General features: G+C 37.0%; 26 protein-coding genes. 7 read left to right on the top strand and 19 right to left on the bottom strand.

All coding sequences use genetic code 11. From position 1 onward, the window contains the following. Positions 1-189 precede the first annotated feature (189 nt). The 7 genes from Q7J67_08390 to Q7J67_08360 all read left to right on the top strand — a co-directional run bounded on the left by Q7J67_08390 (position 190) and on the right by Q7J67_08360 (position 5,375). Complete coding sequence (locus Q7J67_08390) at positions 190-804, top strand: DUF4198 domain-containing protein (GenBank protein ID MDO9465299.1); 615 nt, start codon at positions 190-192, stop codon at positions 802-804. Then, positions 801-1,427 (top strand): hypothetical protein, encoded by a 627-nt coding sequence (locus tag Q7J67_08385; protein MDO9465298.1) that lies wholly within the window; start codon positions 801-803, stop codon positions 1,425-1,427. The genes Q7J67_08390 and Q7J67_08385 overlap by 4 nt, the downstream gene beginning before the upstream one ends. Further along, positions 1,408-2,169 (top strand): cobalt ECF transporter T component CbiQ, encoded by a 762-nt coding sequence (cbiQ, locus tag Q7J67_08380; GenBank protein MDO9465297.1) that lies wholly within the window; start codon positions 1,408-1,410, stop codon positions 2,167-2,169. Before Q7J67_08385 ends, cbiQ begins: the two co-directional genes overlap by 20 nt. Further along, complete coding sequence (locus Q7J67_08375; GenBank protein MDO9465296.1) at positions 2,166-2,888, top strand: ATP-binding cassette domain-containing protein; 723 nt, start codon at positions 2,166-2,168, stop codon at positions 2,886-2,888. Before cbiQ ends, Q7J67_08375 begins: the two co-directional genes overlap by 4 nt. Positions 2,889-3,003: 115 nt before the next feature. After that, the gene (locus Q7J67_08370) at positions 3,004-3,750 is read left to right on the top strand and encodes an ABC transporter ATP-binding protein (protein MDO9465295.1); all 747 of its coding nucleotides are present in this window, start codon (positions 3,004-3,006) and stop codon (positions 3,748-3,750) included. Beyond that, positions 3,747-4,514, top strand: coding sequence for an ABC transporter permease subunit (locus Q7J67_08365; protein ID MDO9465294.1), 768 nt, complete (start codon positions 3,747-3,749; stop codon positions 4,512-4,514). The genes Q7J67_08370 and Q7J67_08365 overlap by 4 nt, the downstream gene beginning before the upstream one ends. 30 nt (positions 4,515-4,544) lie before the next feature. Next, positions 4,545-5,375, top strand: coding sequence for a tetratricopeptide repeat protein (locus Q7J67_08360; GenBank protein MDO9465293.1), 831 nt, complete (start codon positions 4,545-4,547; stop codon positions 5,373-5,375). A 1-nt stretch (position 5,376) separates the two neighbouring features. Here Q7J67_08360 and hflK (Q7J67_08355) read toward each other — a convergent pair whose 3' ends face one another. The 19 genes from hflK (Q7J67_08355) to Q7J67_08265 all read right to left on the bottom strand — a co-directional run bounded on the left by hflK (Q7J67_08355) (position 5,377) and on the right by Q7J67_08265 (position 19,355). Further along, entirely contained in the window at positions 5,377-6,351 is a 975-nt protein-coding gene (gene hflK, locus Q7J67_08355; protein MDO9465292.1) for an FtsH protease activity modulator HflK, read from the bottom strand. After that, positions 6,351-7,244 (bottom strand): protease modulator HflC, encoded by an 894-nt coding sequence (hflC, locus tag Q7J67_08350; GenBank protein MDO9465291.1) that lies wholly within the window; start codon positions 7,242-7,244, stop codon positions 6,351-6,353. The genes hflK (Q7J67_08355) and hflC overlap by 1 nt, the downstream gene beginning before the upstream one ends. Positions 7,245-7,247: 3 nt before the next feature. Continuing rightward, on the bottom strand, positions 7,248-9,059 hold the full coding sequence (hflK, locus tag Q7J67_08345) for an FtsH protease activity modulator HflK (protein ID MDO9465290.1): 1,812 nt from the start codon (positions 9,057-9,059) through the stop codon (positions 7,248-7,250). Between the two features lie 50 nt (positions 9,060-9,109). Then, positions 9,110-9,547 (bottom strand): iron-sulfur cluster assembly scaffold protein, encoded by a 438-nt coding sequence (locus Q7J67_08340; GenBank protein ID MDO9465289.1) that lies wholly within the window; start codon positions 9,545-9,547, stop codon positions 9,110-9,112. A gap of 3 nt (positions 9,548-9,550) precedes the next feature. Next, a complete protein-coding gene (locus Q7J67_08335) occupies positions 9,551-9,919 on the bottom strand; it encodes a NifB/NifX family molybdenum-iron cluster-binding protein (GenBank protein MDO9465288.1) in 369 nt (122 codons plus the stop codon). A 26-nt stretch (positions 9,920-9,945) separates the two neighbouring features. Next, positions 9,946-10,335 (bottom strand): NifB/NifX family molybdenum-iron cluster-binding protein, encoded by a 390-nt coding sequence (locus Q7J67_08330; GenBank protein MDO9465287.1) that lies wholly within the window; start codon positions 10,333-10,335, stop codon positions 9,946-9,948. A 5-nt stretch (positions 10,336-10,340) separates the two neighbouring features. Further along, positions 10,341-11,699, bottom strand: coding sequence for an FAD-dependent oxidoreductase (locus tag Q7J67_08325; protein ID MDO9465286.1), 1,359 nt, complete (start codon positions 11,697-11,699; stop codon positions 10,341-10,343). 26 nt (positions 11,700-11,725) lie between these two features. Further along, positions 11,726-12,100 (bottom strand): pyridoxamine 5'-phosphate oxidase family protein, encoded by a 375-nt coding sequence (locus Q7J67_08320; GenBank protein ID MDO9465285.1) that lies wholly within the window; start codon positions 12,098-12,100, stop codon positions 11,726-11,728. Positions 12,101-12,198: 98 nt separating this feature from the next. Next, positions 12,199-12,522 carry a thioredoxin gene (gene trxA / locus Q7J67_08315; GenBank protein ID MDO9465284.1) on the bottom strand — a complete coding sequence of 108 codons (324 nt, stop codon included), beginning with the start codon at positions 12,520-12,522 and terminating at the stop codon, positions 12,199-12,201. Between the two features lie 56 nt (positions 12,523-12,578). Beyond that, entirely contained in the window at positions 12,579-12,821 is a 243-nt protein-coding gene (locus tag Q7J67_08310; protein ID MDO9465283.1) for a hypothetical protein, read from the bottom strand. A gap of 15 nt (positions 12,822-12,836) precedes the next feature. Continuing rightward, positions 12,837-14,690 (bottom strand): P-loop NTPase, encoded by a 1,854-nt coding sequence (locus tag Q7J67_08305; protein ID MDO9465282.1) that lies wholly within the window; start codon positions 14,688-14,690, stop codon positions 12,837-12,839. Positions 14,691-14,702: 12 nt separating this feature from the next. Next, positions 14,703-15,350, bottom strand: coding sequence for a class I SAM-dependent methyltransferase (locus Q7J67_08300; protein ID MDO9465281.1), 648 nt, complete (start codon positions 15,348-15,350; stop codon positions 14,703-14,705). Next, positions 15,328-15,639 (bottom strand): J domain-containing protein, encoded by a 312-nt coding sequence (locus Q7J67_08295; protein ID MDO9465280.1) that lies wholly within the window; start codon positions 15,637-15,639, stop codon positions 15,328-15,330. The genes Q7J67_08300 and Q7J67_08295 overlap by 23 nt, the downstream gene beginning before the upstream one ends. 18 nt (positions 15,640-15,657) lie before the next feature. Further along, positions 15,658-16,041, bottom strand: coding sequence for a CoA-binding protein (locus Q7J67_08290; protein MDO9465279.1), 384 nt, complete (start codon positions 16,039-16,041; stop codon positions 15,658-15,660). Positions 16,042-16,066: 25 nt separating this feature from the next. Then, positions 16,067-16,678: a class I SAM-dependent methyltransferase gene (locus tag Q7J67_08285; protein MDO9465278.1), complete on the bottom strand. Its 612-nt coding sequence runs from the start codon at positions 16,676-16,678 to the stop codon at positions 16,067-16,069. 3 nt (positions 16,679-16,681) lie between these two features. Continuing rightward, on the bottom strand, positions 16,682-17,524 hold the full coding sequence (locus tag Q7J67_08280; GenBank protein MDO9465277.1) for an Mrp/NBP35 family ATP-binding protein: 843 nt from the start codon (positions 17,522-17,524) through the stop codon (positions 16,682-16,684). A gap of 2 nt (positions 17,525-17,526) precedes the next feature. Then, on the bottom strand, positions 17,527-18,405 hold the full coding sequence (locus tag Q7J67_08275) for an ARMT1-like domain-containing protein (protein ID MDO9465276.1): 879 nt from the start codon (positions 18,403-18,405) through the stop codon (positions 17,527-17,529). 111 nt (positions 18,406-18,516) lie between these two features. Further along, positions 18,517-18,873: a DUF5320 domain-containing protein gene (locus Q7J67_08270; GenBank protein ID MDO9465275.1), complete on the bottom strand. Its 357-nt coding sequence runs from the start codon at positions 18,871-18,873 to the stop codon at positions 18,517-18,519. Between the two features lie 5 nt (positions 18,874-18,878). Beyond that, positions 18,879-19,355 carry a Fur family transcriptional regulator gene (locus tag Q7J67_08265; protein MDO9465274.1) on the bottom strand — a complete coding sequence of 159 codons (477 nt, stop codon included), beginning with the start codon at positions 19,353-19,355 and terminating at the stop codon, positions 18,879-18,881. Between the last annotated feature and the right edge of the window lie 209 nt (positions 19,356-19,564).

Below are 19,564 nucleotides of genomic sequence, written 5' to 3'. Positions count from 1 at the left end.
TAAACCTAAAATCAAGAATCTTGACCCCAATACAGTAATGGAACGTATCTTTGAACATACTGAAGGTAAAAATGTCTACTTTTTCGCTCCAGGAGAGGATATTATTATTGACGATCGCTAACATTGAAATTCCTATACATTAAATTAGATATAAAGTTCATTCACCCAATGGAAGGGCATTACATGGAAATGGAAAAACCAGTGAACTTTGGAGTAAGAGTTGGTGGCAAGAATGTGTCTCTGCTTCCGACTCTCCAGTCCAAGAAAGGAAGATGGATTGACCAGACGAAAGATTTTACCTACTGGGAAACTATGTATAAAATCAGGAGGCCTGGAGACTACACATTTTATGTCGAGCCCAAACCGTACTGGGAGCCGGCAGAAGACTGTTACATTATTCACTATACTAAGGTATGTGTGAATGCACTGGGACTTGAAGAAGGCTGGGATGGAGAAATTGGGCTAGAGACAGAGATTGTGCCATTAACTAGACCATATGGACTTTGGACAGGAAATGTATTCACTGGGATGGTAAAGGTAAAGGGAAGACCTGTCCCTTTTGCAGAGGTAGAAGTGGAATATTACAACGAAGATGGTAAGATAAAACCTCCTGCTGATCCATATATCACGCAGGTAGTCAAGGCTGATGCAAATGGTGTGTTTTCATACGCTATGCCCAAGGCCGGCTGGTGGGGTTTTGCTGCACTGAATGAAGCTTCATGGACAATGAAAGACCCTGGCGGAAAAGATAAATCCATTGAAATCGGTGCTGTTTATTGGGTTAGGACAAGAGACATGAAATGAAAATCAAAAATCAAAAATCAAAAATCAAAATTATATTTCTGCTTTTCACTCTTTACTCTTCACTCTTTACTACTTCTGCCTTTGCCCATAAGGTAAATATTTTTGCGTATGTAGAAGGTGATACGGTCTATACCGAGAGTTATTTCCCAGATGGAAGAAAGGTAGAAGGCGGTCTAATTGAGGTGTACGACAGTCAGGGGAAAAGATTGCTGGAGGGTAAGAGCAATAAAGAGGGACAGTTTAATTTTAAACCTCCCAAGAAAGACGACTTAAAAATAGTCCTTATTGCCTCCATGGGTCATAAAAATTCATATGCCCTCTCAAAAGATGAATTGCCTGAAATAAAGCTTGAGCAAAGACTGCAAGAGCCAAAACCTAAAGAGTCCGAAGTCGAAGAGATCTCACAAGTTGATTTAGACCAAATCGAAATGATTATCAACAGTTCTCTTGATAAAAAATTAAAGCCGATTATGAGGGAGCTCGCAAAGACACAGCAGAAGAAAGTATCCTTCAGGGAGGTAATAGGTGGCATAGGATATATTTTGGGCATTATGGGAATTATCGCATACTTCCTCGGGAAAAATAAGGATAACCACAAAAAAAATGCATCTTCCAGAGATTGATAAATACGCACATCTTAAATCTGTGTTTCATTCCTGGGATCCAAGAGTTAAGCTTATTTCCTTTTCTTTTTTGATTTTATCTATCGCTCTACTTCCTAATCTCTTATCTGCTTCTTTAGGACTCATTTTGGCTATAATTCTTCTCTTTCTATCCAGGATTCCATTTTCTTTTGTGCTAAAACATTTAAGATGGGTAATTCTTTCTGTCCTATTTTTCTTTATTATTATGCCTTTGACTGTTCCCGGTCAGAAGACTATTATTCTGAGTGTTATAGGTGTTTCTCATGAGGGATTGAGACTCTCTTCCTTAATAGCTTTAAGAGCAATAAGTATTTGTATGATTATTTTCCCTATGATTGGAACAATGGAATTTCATAAGACTATAAAGGCGCTTCAAAGACTTAAATTCCCTAATAAATTAATTCAACTAGTTATGTTTACATATCGTTATATCTTTGTCCTGTTGGGAGAACTAGCGAAAATGTCAACAGCTGCTAAAGCAAGATTGTTTAAGAGAGGAACAAATATCCATACCCTGAAGATAACAGGCAATTTGATAGGGATGCTGTTTATTCGAGCTTTTGAAAGAACACAGCGAATGTATAATGCCATGGTCTCAAGAGGATACAAGGGAAGCATAAAGACTCTGGATGAATTTAAACTCTCAAACAATGATTTTCTTAAGGCATCGTTAATTATAATCATGGCAGTCATGTTACATCTTACAGGGCACATGCTATGAAAGAGATGATAAAAATAAAAGGCTTAAAATATACCTATTCAGACGGCACGAAGGCGCTCCGAGGAGTGGACTTAAGCATCTTTGAAGGAGAATCTATTGGTTTGATTGGACCAAATGGTGCAGGAAAATCTACTCTGCTTCTTCATTTAAATGGGATCTTAGGGGGAAGTGGCAAAGTAGAGATTATGGGATTAGAAATAACTGATAAGAATTTAGATTTCATTAGAAGTAAAGTCGGCTTGGTTTTCCAGGATCCAGAAGATCAACTCTTTATGCCCACTGTTTTTGATGATGTTGCCTTTGGATTAGTTAATATAGGAAAAGAAAAAGAAGAAATTAATTCATCTGTCAAAAAAGCCTTGAAAGAAGTAGATATGTTAGACTCAATTAACAGGGTATCTCATCATCTAAGTTTTGGTGAAAAAAAGAGGATATCTTTAGCTACTGTTTTATCAATGAACCCAGAAATTCTAGTTTTAGATGAGCCTTCAAGTAATTTAGACCCGAGGTCAAGACGACATCTAATGGAAGTACTTAGAGGTATAAGAGTTACCAAGATAATTTCTGGCCATGATCTAGAATTGATTTTAGATATTTGCAATAAAGTAGTTGTACTGGATAAAGGCAAAATAGCCGCCTATGGAGGTACAAAAGAAATTCTAAGTAATAAATCTCTTATGGAATCCCACTGGTTAGAAGTACCCCTATCTTTAAGGTAGAATGACACAAGAAAAGCCCAAGGTAATGTCCTTGACATAAGTAAAATAATGGATAATTGACAATATTCTAAAATTTCAGTATGTTTATATTCAGATTTGGCGAAAGTTAAAAACCATGGAACCAATAATAGAAATCAGGAATCTTCATGCAGAGTACAGGACAGGCAAAGAAAGAACTGTTGCCCTAAAAGGTATAACTCTGTCTGCTTATAAGGGGGAAATATTTGGATTCATAGGACCTAATGGCGCGGGAAAAACAACAACTATCAATATCCTGTTAGGTTTTATGCATCCTACTAATGGAGAAGCACTTATATTCGCTGAAAAGTCCTCTTCATTAAAAAACAGGTTTAGAATTGGATATTTACCAGAGATAGCTTATTATTATCCATTTCTTACGCCTTTCAAGATTCTCGCAATGTACGGGAAATTATTTCGTATAGACAAAACCATATTAAACAACAGAATAGATTCTGTTCTGGAAACTGTTGGATTAACAGAGAAAAAAAATACTCCTATCCGAAACCTGTCAAAAGGCATGAGCCAGCGTCTTGGACTTGCACAAGCCATTATAAATGATCCTGAAGTTCTGATACTGGATGAACCTAATTCAGGTCTTGATCCAATTGGTAAAAGAGAAATACGCGATATTATCTTAGAACTCAAGAATAGAGGTAAAACCATATTTTTTAGCTCACATGAGCTTTCAGAAGTAGAACTGATTTGTGACAGAGTGGGAATAATTGACAGAGGACAAATTCTAAAGACTGAGAAGCTAGACCAAATTGTTGGTAAAATTGATACAAAGCAAACTGTATTGGAAGATATTTTCATCAGGATGATAAAGGATAAAAGAGCATGAGAGCTGCATGGATTATTGCGAAAAATGTAATTGAGGAATCTATTAGAAAGAAAGAAATATATGTTTTATTTATTCTATCTATTGCAATGATGTCCATAGTTGCAATGGCAAGTTTTTTCTCTCTGACAGGGTTAGTAAAGTATTTTATAGAATTATCCTTTCTCATCATTACCTATATAACTGTAATTATCGCTGTTGTTGTTGGAGCAAGACAGGTACCCACTGAGCTAAACAGCCGCACAATTTATCCGTTAATGGCAAAACCTCTAAAAAGATCTGAATTTATTATAGGAAAATGGCTTGGAACCTCTATTATTTCTATATTATGTTTTTTGGTTTTTGAGGGAATATTTATTATTCTCCTGTTTTCTAAAGGGAGTAGTGTATCGGGTATTTTAATACAGGGGATATTCCTGCATATTCTTCAGTTAATGCTCATGTCCTCTATTGTTATATGTCTGTCAGCTTTTATGACAAATGCCGCAAATGTTACGGTTTCTATCCTTTATTTTATTCTGGGACATTGGATCGGCAAAGCTATCTCAGATGTGCTTGATAAGTGCGGAGCATTCCTGGCCTGGATTCTCAAGTCTATTAATTATATTCTGCCTCATCTTGATTACTTTGACTTATCAAAAAAGATAGTTCATCAGTGGTCACCGGTACCAGCATGGGTAATAATAACAGTGATGATATACGCTCTTGTTTATATATCTATCTTTCTACTAATAGGTACATTGAAGTTTCAGAGAAAGCAATTGTAACTAGGATTAAGTGGTAAGGATTAAGGGATTATGCCCAAAATTATATTTTTAATTCTATTACTGCTTGCTGTTATACTGCTTCAAATCCCTCTCCAGCTATATCATTATTCTGCAGAGGATACAGCCCAAAGCACTTCTGTTATTCCGGGTGGAGAAATTGTAAGTAAAATTTTAGGTGGCGTCTTTTCTGGTTCCGCAGATCTATTATGGCTAAAAACCGATGAATATCTTCATAAGGGAGTAACTGAACATGGACATTGTCATATTTTAGAAGAGGCAGACATGGGAGGGCATACACAACACAAACATGAACATAATCACAAAGAAATTGAGCACAGACATAAATTGAAATATAACAGATTAGACAAATTATTTGCTAAGCTTGAATACAATCTCAAGCCGAATATTACAGAGCATTTGCACAGCAAAAGAGAGGATGAGCTTATGCCATGGTTCAAGCTTGCAACTATATTCAATCCCCATCATGTGAGAGCGTACGCTGTTGGAGGATACTGGCTTGCGTTCAGGCTTGGGAAATTAGATGAAGCGATTAAATTTATGGCAGAGGGGATCAAAAATAATCCGGATAGCTACCAAATATCTGAGGAAATGGGAATAGTCTATTTTTCAAAGTTAAAGGATTATAAAAAAGCTCAATACTATTTTGAGAGGGCCCTCAAATCGCAGGCCAAAATGGATGAATATGATAAAGCAGGCATACTCAGATTCCTTGCTTTCTCACATAAATTTCAAGGACATACACAAAAGGCAATAGATTGTTACAAACAAGTTCTCAGGTTATTTCCAGAAAATAAGAAAGCTAAGAATTTTATAGATAAATGGGAACGGGGAAAAGAATAGATTACTTGCCCTCAGAGTTTATAAAAAACTTGGTATTTGCTATTTCCTTGCCATTTGTGTGTGAATCAGTGATATATTTTTTTGCTTTAGGCATGACTTTCTCCAACGTCTCCACATGTAACCTAAACTCTGTAATATCCTCTGCTTTCTTATACTCCTCTAATATCTTCAGGAATTTATTTGTCTCTCCCTGCGCATAGGCTGTCTTCTTTATCTTATACGCCTGCGCCTGACTGATTGTTTTTGCAGCCTCTGCCTGCGCATTTGGAATGATCTTGTTAGAATATGATTCTGCATCATGAATCATAGTTGAAGCGTCTTCTCTGGCGTTGACTACATCTTTGAACATTGGAAGAACTTCTGATGGAGGCTCTATATTTTTAAGTTCTACTGACTTTATCTCTAAACCAGTTCCCAGAAAATCCAACCTTTCCTGACATAAACGCATAGTATCCTGCTGAAATCTATACTTAGCTGTAGTAAGAACATCATCAACATTTACTTTAGCAATTGCCTCGATTATGGCTGAATACATGGAATTCTCAAGGATCTTATCTGAGTTATAAATTCTATATAAAAACTTCTTTGGCTCTTTTATTTGATAATTAATTATCATCTTAAGATGAACTATATTTTTATCCCCTGTTATGCAGTAAGACGGAAGTGTGTCTTTATCTATCTTATCCGACCAAAACGAAAGTTCTGTTCTCATAACTTCTTTGATCTTCACCTTATCAACTTCGTCTATTGGCCATGGCATACGATAATGAATGCCGGACTCAACATTCTCCCGTATTACTTTCCCAAATCGCTTGACAAGTCCAACTTCATTTGTCTTTACAATATATATGCCCGATAGCATGTATATTCCGAATAGTAATACAGCAAACCAGCGATATAGCTTATGTATATCTGTCGCAAGGGCAGATAGAACATCTTTTTTTAGTTCAATAAGATTTTTGCGGTCTTTATGCACTATTTACTATCCTCATTTGTCTTTTTATTGAGATACTTAAATAGATCGGATTTGGATGAGAGAACAACTGTAGTTTTGTCATCAATTATCCTTTTGTAAGATTCTAAAGTTCTCATAAACCTGTAAAACGCAGGATCCTTTTCAAAAGCTTCTGCATATATTTTTGTAGCAGCGGCATCTCCCTCTCCCTTTATAATCTCAGCATCTTTATAGGCTTCAGACAGTATGTCACTCTGAATTTTATTAGCCTCAGATCTTATTATATCTGCCTTTTCTCTGCCTTCTGCGCGGTATTTGTTTGCAATTGATTCTCTTTCAGACTTCATTCTTTTATACACGCTTTCAACATTATCCTGAGGCAATGCAAGCCGACATATCCCTATTTCTTTTATTTCAATGCCATAAGAATCTATAGTTTTTTTGTTGCTATTCTTTGTTATAGTTTTCTCTATCTCCTTGATTTTTACAGCATTTTTTTTTGTTGATATTATTGACGATATTTCATAATTACCCAGAACGCTTCCAAGCTGAGCGCAAATAATATCATCGATCTTTTTTGCGGCATTTATATTATTTCCAACTGCCTGAAAAAATTCTAACGGATTATCAATCCTCCAGCATACAAAACACTGCACAATTATATTTTTTTTATCCTGTGTAAGATATTCAATCAATCTGGTTCTATAAAGCATTAGTCTTTTTTCAAATCTGTTAACTGTTTGAACAGGGTCAGGCCATTTATAGTAAAGGCCCGGATTCCCGATAGTTTTAACAGGGTGTCCAAACTGAGTAATGATAACATGTTCTCTCTCATCAACCTTGTAGAAGACTAAAAATGATAGACCTACAACAACTACAAGCATTATTATTAAAAACCTATTTCCTGCTTTCATTTGTTATTTCTCCTCTCTAATTATTGTGGAAATCCCTGATTGATTACCTTGGAAAAACCAGATGTCAGGAATCTTTTCTCCTTCTTTAGGACATATAATAAACTTCTGGACGTCAGGTAGAATTTCTTCCATTCCTTCTATATAAAGACGGGTTTCCGTAATATCAGGATGCTTTCTATATGCAGCCTGCTGATCGAGAAACCTTCCAGCTTCTCCATTGCTCTTTGCCAGCACATTATTTCTGTAAGCAATGGCTTCGTTTTTCATTTTAATCTTTGTGGCTCTAGCATGAGGAATTACTTTATTTTCATAGCCTTTTGCTTTATGAATGTATGTTTCATAATCCTCCTGAGCGCTTACAACATCCTCAAAAGCAGGAGCAATATCTGTAGGAGGATGCATGTCTCTAAAGTGTATGCCTTCTATCCATATTCCTGTTTTAAATTCGTCAAGTTTCGTCTGGAGAGTTTCGAGAATTTCCTCTTCAAGTCTTTCCCTGTCAACAGTGATTGTTGGAAAGAAGGCTCTTTTTGATAGAGTGTTCGTCAATACGGTATTGGCAAGCTGCATCATTAAATCCTCTGGGGATGAATTTTTGTATAAAAAGGCATATATATCTTTAACTTTGTAATGCACATTCATAGTTAGACCTAGAAAACTGTTCTCTCCTGTTAAAAAAGGCAGTTCTTCTTTATAATGAACATTTGTCCATAATATTAACTGATAGTCTTTACTAGCTTTATAGCCAATACTTATTCGCCTTATTCTCTCAGTATCCACTCTGTTAATCCTGTCAATAGGTAAAGGAAGCGCATAATGAAGACCAGGCAAAACAGGTTTCGTAATATTCAGGGGTTTACCAAAGCGCTCCACAATTGCTTTTTCATAGGGCTTCAGCATATATATCCCTGAAGAAAAATATATACCGGCAACAATTATTAAAACTACAATTGTTATGATCTTATTTAATATCTTTTTATTCTGATTATAATTGCCAGTCAGATGCAATTTCCTAGATAATGCGTCATATAAACGATTTATCAATAAAGGGAGCTTCTCCTTAATAAATACCACTAATATGTCTTCGTGCGGTTGAGCACCCTTTAGATAGGTTTTTCCTTGCGGATGAATATATGCTTTTAAAGCTCTTGTAAGCACATGTAGAGCATGTATAAGTATAGCTGCGCAAATAACGACGGCTGCTATCTTATCTATACGAAATCCGATGTGTTCGCTTACAAGCGCCACAGATACCAGCATTGAAGCAAACATATCTATTTTTGAGTGATAACCATCCGCTACAAGTCCCGGAGATTTGCTTTTTTCTCCAACATATACTTCAAATCTAAATAAAAGATATGAAAATAGAGCTAATATTAATATAACCAAAGCTGCTGGAACTGGATTTCGAATAGCAATAGTCTCAGGATGAATTACTTTCATAAAAATCTTGTATGATGCAAAAATAAGAAAAAGACCTATTCCAACAGCAACTTTTTCCTCTAGTCCAGTGAAGAACCGTTTACCTGCTAATGAGTGCTTTTCTTTTTGGTGTGAGTCTTCATCTTTAAAAATAGAACCTGTGTCGCGATAGATCTCCTGAGATTGAGTTGCCCTTTCTTCTGATATACTGCCTATTCTATCTGCCCTGATGGCAGCAAAAACCATAAATGACGAAAATATATCAGATAATGAGTGCCATGCTTCAGCAAGCAAAGCTATACTGCCTGTATATATAGCCAGACAAAACTTTATAACTGTTAATATCAGATTAACAAAAGACGATATAAGGGCTGTTATTTCTTCTTTAGTCATATATAGTATAGTTTTACTGATTTAATATTAAAACTCAAGAAAAATCGTAGTCAGCTATTACTCTTCTTCAGTAAATAATCTGCGACTGCCTTATGCAGGGTATTCACTGTCAGAATTGCACAATGTAAGTTCTCCCCAGGAAGCCCACCCAGTTCCTCTATAATATCTGCAGGAGAAATTTTTAACACCTCATTAATAGTTTTCCCTTTTGCTAACCGTGTTGTAATTGACCCACAAGCTATTGTTGCACCACATCCATCAGTAAAAAACAGAGATTCTGTAATTTCATCATTCTTTATTATCAGGTAAATCTCTACTGTATCTCCACATGGTCCTTTTATTGTAGCGGCACCGTCCGGGTCGTTCATCCTCCCAACATTCTGTGGATGAGTAAACTGCTTAATTACCTGCTCTGAATAAATCTTACTTGCATCCTTAATCACACATTCCTGTAATTTATCAACGAGATGATTAAAATCTTTACTCATTTATTATTTCCCCGTGCCAAATTTTGAATTTACACTTGGTCCCTGAGTTGCTTTAAGTTCACCTTTATTGTATTTTTCTATCGCTTCTTTAATATTGCCGGATACACCCGTTATTATCTCTACACCTGCTGCTTGTAACCCTTGAAAAGCATTTGGGCCAACATTCCCTGTCAAAACTGCCTTTACCTGTTTTTCTGCCATAAATTGAGCTGACTGAATGCCGACTCCGCCCATACCGGATAAATTCGGATTCTGAACTGCTTCAAACTCTGAAGTTTCTGTATCTGTAATAATAAAATACTGACATCTCCCAAACCTTGGGTCAACCTGCGAATCTAAATTATCTCCTTGTGAAGTTATACAAATTTTCATAATCTCATCTCCTTTGTTGGTTACATTCATTTGTTTTCATCTGGATGATCACATAGAGTCTTGTCTATGCCATATCCTTTGCCAGCACTAGGCTTGCACAAGCTTGCCCCTCCCTTAAGCTCGCCTTTGATTAGTTTTTCAATGATCTCATCTATTCTCCCCTGCACACCTACAATTGGCTTAATACCGAATTCATCAAAAAAGCCCACAGCTCTTGCTCCCATTCCTCCGGCTATAATACACTCAACTCCCTTTTCATGAAGAAACTGAGGTATAGCACCAGGCACATGCCCTGGATTGTCAACAACCTCCTTCTTAATTACCTTTCCATCTTCAATATCTACAATCGTGTAAGATGGACACCTTCCAAAATGAGCTGAGACAGAATCTCCATCTGTTGAAATCGCTACACGCATCTTAATCACCTCCTTTTCATTTTTAATTGTTTAATTGCAATCTCCGCTGCATTTACCAACTGATAAGCAATTGGAGATGCAGTAAGAGCTGGATGAGTTCCCATTTGAAACGTGGCTATATCATTAGCAGTCATTCGTTGATGCACAAAGGCGCTAATAGCATTGATAAGTTCTCCGCCGCTCTTAGCTCCGCATATTTGCCCGCCTAAAATAATTTGTGTACCTGCTTCAAAAACTAATTTTACCTTTAAATTCTCTGCGCCAGGCATACCGCCAGGATGACGGTTTATTGCTTCGCTCTCTCCCACAATAATATTATATCCCTGCTTTTGGGCCTGTTCTTCAGTCAGACCGGCGGCTGCAAATGCAGAATCACCTAAGGTTGTAGAGAATACACCTATAACACCCATATTCAAGCGGCTGGATGCAAACAAATTGGCTCCTGCTATACGCGCTTCCATTGTAGCTATAGACGCCAGTTTGAGAGTAGAAGCTTTTCCATCAAAGAAGGAAACCTTTTCTGTACAGTCACCGCACGCAAAAATATTTGGATCACTTGTCTGCATATAGCGGTTTACCATGATACCTCTTGCAGGTCCTATTTCCAATCCGATTTCCTGCGCCAGTCCAATATTAGAAACAGCGCCAATACCAAGGATCACCATATCTGACTTAATTTCTTTTCCACTTTTTAATTTAATCCCTTCTACCTTATCATTGCCCGTAAAAGACTCTACTTTCTCGTCTACCATAAGATTAACGCCCTGAGCAATAAGTGTTTCCTCAGCTTTTAAACAAAAGTCCTTATCATATACCAATTGTAAGCAATGATGCATCATCTCAACTATAGTAATGTTTAAGTTTTCCTTTCTCTTTTTGCACTCCTCTGCAAGTTCTACACCAATAAAACCGCATCCAACTATTACCAGATCGGAAGCATGCTCCATTGCATGAATCATATCATTTAGATATGTAACATCCTTTTTTATAGAAAAAATATTCCCCTTATCAATACCGGGTATTGGAGGAATCATTGGCTCAGAACCAGTAGCAAGAACAAGTTTTTTATAGCGCACCTGTTCACCTGCTTTTGTTTCAACAACACAATTTTTATTGTCTATATGTACAACAGGGTCGATGAGCAACTTAATTCCATTCTGCTCAAGTACCTTATCAGGTATGAGATTTTTGTCAGGGGTGCCGACTGTCCCAAAAATATAGGGAATGCCACACGGTATTAATACTTTATTCTCTTTACGTATAAGCAATACGCTTTTATTCGGATAATGCCGCTTTGCCGTAATAGCAGCAGGAATCCCTGCCGCGCTGCCGCCAATAACAATCACATCATAAGTTTTCATCATTAACCTTTCTTTTTTTATTAACCTTTTTATATAAGCCGTTTGGCTCCGTTATACACTTCTGCCACATGCAAAACAACAGCCGCAACCCTTGGCAAATCATCACGAACCCACTCCTGCATTTCTTCAAACATTGGACCATCCGTCAATCGCTCAACACTTCCCTTTACTTGAAATGAACCTTTATCCTTATCGCTAACAACAAAAGCCATCTTTGGATTACTCAAAATATTGCTGCGTGTTTTACTGAAATAATTATCTGATATTAATACAGTTTCATCATCTATTACTTTTAACCAGCTAACATAAACAACATTTGGAACTCCTTCAGAACTGCATGTAGCAACTGAGAAAACATCCTGTTTGTCAATCGCTTTCCTGACAGCTTCTGGTAATTTTGCCATTGTCTTTCTCCTTTGGCTCTTATAGTTTAATTCTGTTTATCTTCTACTCTAAATTTTGTAACTACCTATCACCACACACTTCTCTATGGTTTCTGCAATCAAATATAAGGCGTAATTTTAGAAACAAGTTCTGTCTTGGGAACTACACCTATAACCTTGTCTACTACAGCACCGTCTTTAAAGATAGCTAAAGTAGGTATGCTCATAATGCCGTATTCTGAAGATGTTCCTGGAGCTTCATCAACATTTACTTTACAGACTTTTAACTTACCATTGTATTCTTCAGCTATCTCCTCAACTGCAGGAGCAATCATACGGCATGGGCCGCACCACTCTGCCCAAAAATCCACAAGGACAGGAATATCTGATTCTAATACCTCCTGCTTAAAATTTGCATCATCTACTTTGATTTCCACTTTGATACCCTTTTTTATTTAATATTTTTTGTCTAACTTGCAGAATTTTTGTCACTCTTAATCTATCCTCTGACCATTTTTGTCCCGCATTTGGGACAGTTGACATTATAACATGGGACTCCTGCCTGATGTGGGACCTTTGTCCCGCAGCTTGGACAAACACAGTTTCCGCTTGGACCTGCTCCCGGACGTGTGCCGCTCATTCTGCCGCGTCCTCCGCCTTGTCCTGCACCGACTCCACCTCCCCTGCCTCTTCCTGTTCCTGGGCCCATTCCTCCTGGTCCTGTTCCGTCTCCTCTTGGCATTTGATTACCTCCTTGTTATTGATTTATGTTAATAATAGAGTTTATCTTTTTCCAAATCTGTTTTATGCTTTTTACAACGGCTCCGTCTTCTGTATACTCAATAATGGATAATGCCTTCATCTGGGCTTCAGTCACCCTTTTATCATACGGTATTGTTCCAATGAATTCACTATCATAGTCTTTTGCTATATTTTTAATTTTCTCGGTCATATCTATATTCAGGTCATATTTATTTACCACAATTCCTGAGGTAACTCCAAAGTGTCTTGTCACATCAAGAATGCGCTTCATATCATGAATACCTGATACAGTCGGCTCTGTAACAATTAAGGCATAATCTGAACCAGTTATAGAGGCTATTACAGGACAACCAGTTCCCGGAGCGCCGTCTATTATTAGCTTATTTTCCTCCACCTCAGCGGCAGATTCGGCCGCCTTATTCCTTACCAATGTAACCAGCCTTCCTGAATTCTCTTCAGCTACTCCGAGTTTTGCATGAGTCATTGGTCCAAATCTTGTTTCTGAAACAAACCACTCTCCATTAATAGCATCTTCTACCTTTACAGCTGAATCTTTACACACAAGATAACATACGCCGCATCCTTCACAAGCAACAGGATCAATACGGCATAACTCTTTTCCAGACTCGCTGTTGTAGCTTTCTATAGCAAAAAACCGACATGCATCCTTACACCTATTACAACCAGTACACTTTTCTGGATCTATTTCTGCAGTCACACCACCGCTAAAATTCCCTCTTTTTTTAATTTGCGGAGCTAAAAGCAGATGCAGGTCAGCTGCATCTACATCACAGTCGGATATTATTGTCTTTTTAGCCAGAGCAACAAAAGAAGCTGCCAAAGAAGTCTTTCCTGTTCCTCCCTTTCCGCTTATAATAACTAATTCCTTTGGTTTATTTGCGGCAGAAAAAGATGCAGGCTTGGCTTTTTCTGTTTTTTTATCATCTGTTTTTTCTTCCTCTTTTTCTACAGAGAGACGTATTTTTTTAACAACTCTCTTTTTCTGCGCCAGTTTCTCTATCCTCTCAGCAATATCCTCAAATAGCTTTTTATATTGAGGCAGTTTCTCCACAACTATATCCCCTACAGAATAGACTTCTGCTATTCTCCTGTCATCCGGAATCTCTCCTATAAGTTCCAGTTGCTGCTCCTTACAGTATTTTTTGAGATTATCGTTCATATATTCAGCTCGGTTAACCAAGACTACCGGTTCCCGATTTATCTTACGGCACATATCCACAGCCAGTTTCAGGTCATTTACCCCAAAAGGCGTGGGATCTGTAACAAGCACACATAAATCAACATCCTTTACTGTTTCCACAACAGGACATGCAGTCCCGGGAGAAGAATCAAGTATATTTATTCCATTGCCAGCACATTCTTTAACTCTTTTAATCAATCTGGGAGACATCCCTCCTTCACCAGTTTCAAGAAGCGCATAGTGAAAATCTATTGTGCCGCTTTTCCCATGTTTCAGGACCCCTATTTTCTTATCTTTTTCAATAATTGCATCCTCTGGACAAACAATCTTACAGGCTCCGCAAACATGACACAATTGAGGAAAGAATAGAACCTTATCTTTTATTACAGCTATTGCATTATAGCGACAGGCATCCTGGCACTTACCGCATTTAATACATTTCTCATTATCAACCCCAACAGGCGCCAGTAAGCTGATATCTTCTTCTCTATCAATACGAGGCTTGAGAAAAAGATGACCATTCGGCTCTTCAACATCACAGTCAAGATAACAAACCTTCTTTCCTTTTTTTGAAAAAGCAATTGCTATATTAGTAGCGACAAAAGTTTTACCTGTTCCCCCCTTACCACTTGATATTGCTATATTCATAATATGCTCCTTTTAATTTTCTCCTGTAATCTTTTTCCCTGATATTACTACAAAACCGCCATTGCCAAAACCATCTTGCGGGTTCTCAATTGAATTTATCTTATCTGGAAGTTCAAATATTGTTTGATAATAAGAGAATCTTTTGAATCCTGCCTCTTTAAGCAAATCTGTCACTTCCCCGACACTGAAAAAATTCGCCTGTTTGTAAAATATACTTTCCTTTCTCTGATAAAATTTACCTAAAAAGCTGTTTTTATCTACTATGCCGATTGCAATCTTTCCGTTTTCCTTTAAAACTCTGTAAGATTGCGCTAAAACTTCCTGCGGATCGTCGACAAAACATAATGTGATTATAATGGCAACGTAGTCAAAAAACGAATCTTTATAAGGCAATTTCTCGCCCCTGCCCAATTTCACATTTATTCCTCTTTTTGAGGCAATCGCAAGCATCTTTTTAGAAGAATCAATCCCAAATTTAATTCCTAATGAAGATGCGAATCTTCCTGTGCCTACGCCGATTTCTAACCCTTTACCTTTATTTGGTAAAACTTTCTTAATAGCTTCAAGCTCTGACAAATAGACAAATTCATGCTTATCATACCAAGCATCGTATTTCTTATAATATCTATCAAAGATACTATTTATTCCCAAACCATCCATCGTAAAATCTCCTCAAGTGCTCATAAAATTCTTTATCTGCTGTCCCTTTTGTTACATCCTCTTCTTTAAAAGAATATTTATATCCAGCGCAATAGCTCATCATAATATCATTGGCATGAGTTATCTTTTTAAACATCTCCTCGCACCTTTTTTTCTCTTCATCCTTGCATTTATCAGGATGGTGTTTAAAGGCAAGTTTTCTATACGCATTCTTTATCTCTTTCAAAGTTGCACATTCTTCCAATCCCAGTAATTTTCGCGCTCCGTCAATCTGTTTAAAATCTGCCATTTCTTCACTCCTGAGAAACTAAATTTTTTCAAACATAACGCAAAGACCATGAATAACTTTAATGTCATTCTCTTGGCAAAATTTTATAGCTTCATGGCTTTCAGCCCCCGGCTGAAGCCATACTCTAGTGATTCCTTTCTCTTTGCATTCTTGAACGATTCTCTCAGTTATCTTTGGCGGAGTAATTATATTAGCAACATCGCAAACTATAGGAATATCTTTAACGCTGGGATAACAAATTAGGTTATCAACTTCCTTAAGATGAGGGTTAACTGGATAAACCTTATACTTTCTTTTTTTTAATGTTTTTAGAATCTGATAGGCATATTTAGACTCATTCCTAAACGAGCCCACTACCGCAAAACGCCTCTGTTTTAAAAAATCTTTAACTAAATCCTGCATGCTATGCTTTACTTATCCATTAAAATTATATGGTTTGTTGATATGCTATAACAATATTATGGAACGTAGTTTTATCTTTTTGAACATTAAATCCTTTGCTTTTCAAATAAATAGCTATCTCTGATAAATTCGTTTGACCTGCTTCATGTTTTCTTCCTTCGCTGGCGTGAATCTTATCTACCACTTCTAAACCTGCCTCATTAAAATCACTTAGGACAATCTTCCCTTCAAAACTAACTATCCTTATTAGCTCATCTATGGCTTTAATCGGGTGAATAAGGTGATGTATTGTGTTAATAGAAAATATTATATCAAAGCTGCAATCTTTAAAACTTAGACCTTCGGCATTCTCTATTCTGAAATCCACATATTTTTCAAAGCCAAAATATTTTATATTGAGTCTGGCGAATCCCTGTTCCTCATCAGAAATATCTATACTAGTAAAATTATATCTCTCTTTGGCGAGTTCAATAGCAAAATATCCCTTACCCGTTCCCACCTCTAATATACCACCATAAAGAGGACATGCTTTTTCTATGATAAACTTTCTTTCCTCTTCAACATCATAGCCGAAGTCTTTATAAAAGTTTATTCTTTCTAAATATCTTTTATGATTTTCTAACAATTTCGCTTCCAAAAATTACTCCCGCTCAGCTGCTTTTCCAGATACAAATTCTTCTATCTTTCGAGATATTGTTTTTATAATTTTAGCTGTATCTGTATTTTTTTGAAAATGTATATAAGGATTGCCTGAATCTCCTGATGCTACTATTTCCGGCTCTATAGGGATTCTTCCCAGAAATGGTACTTTTAACTCTTTTGCAGACTTCTCTCCTCCACCTGATTTAAACAGATCTGTCCTTTCCTTGCAATGTGGACAAATAAATCCGCTCATATTCTCAATTATTCCAATAACCTTCATTTTTAATGTCTGTGCAAATAAAACACTCTTCCTTGAATCTAAAATCGCCACATCCTGCGGTGTAGTAACAATTATAGCTCCGTCTATATCAGGTATAAGCTGGCAAACACTTAAGGGTTCGTCTCCCGTTCCTGGAGGAGAATCTATTATAAGATAATCAAGTTTACCCCAGTTTACATCGCTCAGAAATTGTTTAATTGTAATCATTTTAAGCGGTCCCCGCCAAATAATAGGCTTATCAGGGCTGTCAATCATAAATGCTATACTCACTGCCTTAAGATTGGGTAAAACTTCTATTGGCTCTATCCATCCTGATTGAGAGCCAGCTAATTTTGATCCCTCAACACCCAGCATCTTAGCGATATTCGGGCCATGAATATCCACATCTAATATTCCAACCTTGTGCCCACTCATTGCTAAGCCATAAGCAAGGTTAACTGCTACTGTGGTTTTCCCAACTCCTCCTTTTCCGCTGATGACAATTAACTTATGCTTTATCCTGTTCATATTATCCTTTAATCTTTTTTCCTGCTGTATTTCTTGAGTTGTTTTTTCTCTCATAATTATACCTTTTTAAGAACTATATCACCCAGATTAAAACCAGTGTGACTTGCAATCACTGGACATTTCACTTTAAATAGAAAAAATATCGCTCTGTTCCCATCTGCTAATGTCTCAAAATTTCCCTGACCTTTGCTAATAACTAGTTCTGCATTCTTATAAAGCTCAAGAAAGTCTTTTGAACAAAGATCCAGAATAGTACCCGGAGCATCACAGCCGCTTGATATGACATCTACTATTTTATCTAAACCACAGCTGACAGCATCCTCTATCAAAACATCATTAATAACCGGCTTATCTCTTACTGCGTAGACAATCTTTATATCTGATGAGATTTTGATTAATTCTTCAATTAGAAGTTTGTCAAAAACAATCTCTCCAGCATTATCCCCCAGATAGAGAACAGATCCAGCATTATTCAATACATCCTTAAATTCCTGATAATCAAAGTTGCATTTAGAACCCTTTCTATATCCAGCAAAATCTTTGGCAAGAATCTTTTCTATCTCTTTGTCAATATCCAGAGAGTTCTTGACTCCATAATCTATCACATTACCAGCAATGGCTAACTCTACCGCTGCTAAAAGCTTATCATCTGAACTTCTAATCTTTTCCTTTAACTTCAGGTAAATATCTAAAACTAGTTTATTGCTTTTTTGTTTAATCTTTTTAAAAGGGTCATCTTTGCCTGTTATTCCCTTTACAATCCGATATATTTCCCTCCCCATTTTGGGTGGACTTGCATCCAATGGAAAATCGGGAATTAATTTAGAGACCTCATTTAATACTTTCTTTTGTGTAGTTTCGTCCACACCTGTGATTCTTGTCATATCAAGAGCTTGTCTAAAAAAGCAGGGAATACAATCTAAATAGGTTTTCATATTAAATACTCATATTCATAAGTAGGCATAACACACTATCCTTTCTTAATTTGACATAAGCAGGGATAGACACCGATAATATATCTATCCCTACTTACCTTCCTCAATCAGCTATTTACTCTCCTTGGCTGCTGATTTCAACTCGCTGATTCGCTTATTAATGGCCTCCAGTTCTTCTCCTATAGCTTTAGACTGCTCTTTCAGCATATCTGTTTCCTGTTGAGGAGTAATCTCCTGAGCATATGGATAGCCTCCACCATAAGCAGCTCCACGCAGTCCAAAACCTCGTCCCAAGCCGCGACCTCTGCCGAAACCACGACCTCCACCCAAACCAAGGTCATAACCGAAGCGGCCTCTTCCTGCGATTGGATTCATATAACCCGGCACTGAGTAACCAGCGCAGTAACCTGCTGCTCTGCCTGTCATTGGACCCATTCCTCCTGGACCTGTTCCGTCTCCACCTGGCATTTTAATCACCTCCTCTTCTTTTGACATTTTTCACATAACCCATAAAACTGAATAAGATGATTTGTTATTTTAAAATTATATTTCTTTGAAAGCTCTTTTTCAGTCCGCTCAAGAAGTTCTATCTCATCATCTATGAAGTCCGTATAATCAATAACTCTATTGCAATTTGTACATATTAAATGATGGTGGTGTTTTCTTCCTCTAGGACCTTCTGCCAATTCATATCTTGCCCTGCCATCTCCAAAATCAAATTTAAATATCAAGCCCATATTAATCAAAAGCTCCAAAGTTCTGTAAATTGTTGTCAATCCTATAGCAGGATAACGAGTGTGGACTTTCATGTATATATCTTCTGCGCTCAAATGCTTATCAGATTTGGAGAGCATATCAAGTATAGCTTCTCTTGGTACAGTTACCCTATAACCGTACCCTCTAAATCTTCCATGCCACCACATTGGGCTAAAGCCACGAGACATCGGCATAAAATGTTACTCCTTATTGGAAACGATTTCCATTTTCAATATATACCTTTAAAAATATCTTGTCAAGAGTTTTGTCAACCACATTTAGAAATGTCCGCTTTTAAAACATTTAGAAATGTCCTATTTTGTTAAGATTAGTAGTAGTAAATTTTTCTTTTTGATCAAACTTTTTCTTTTTGTTAATTATGTGCATATTGTGGATAACTCCT

The organism is bacterium (assembly GCA_030652805.1).
GTDB lineage: Bacteria > JAHJDO01 > JAHJDO01 > JAHJDO01 > JAHJDO01 > JAHJDO01.
The sequence above is the reverse complement of the archived record's forward strand: the minus strand, read 5'-3'. Positions and strand labels throughout refer to the sequence as shown.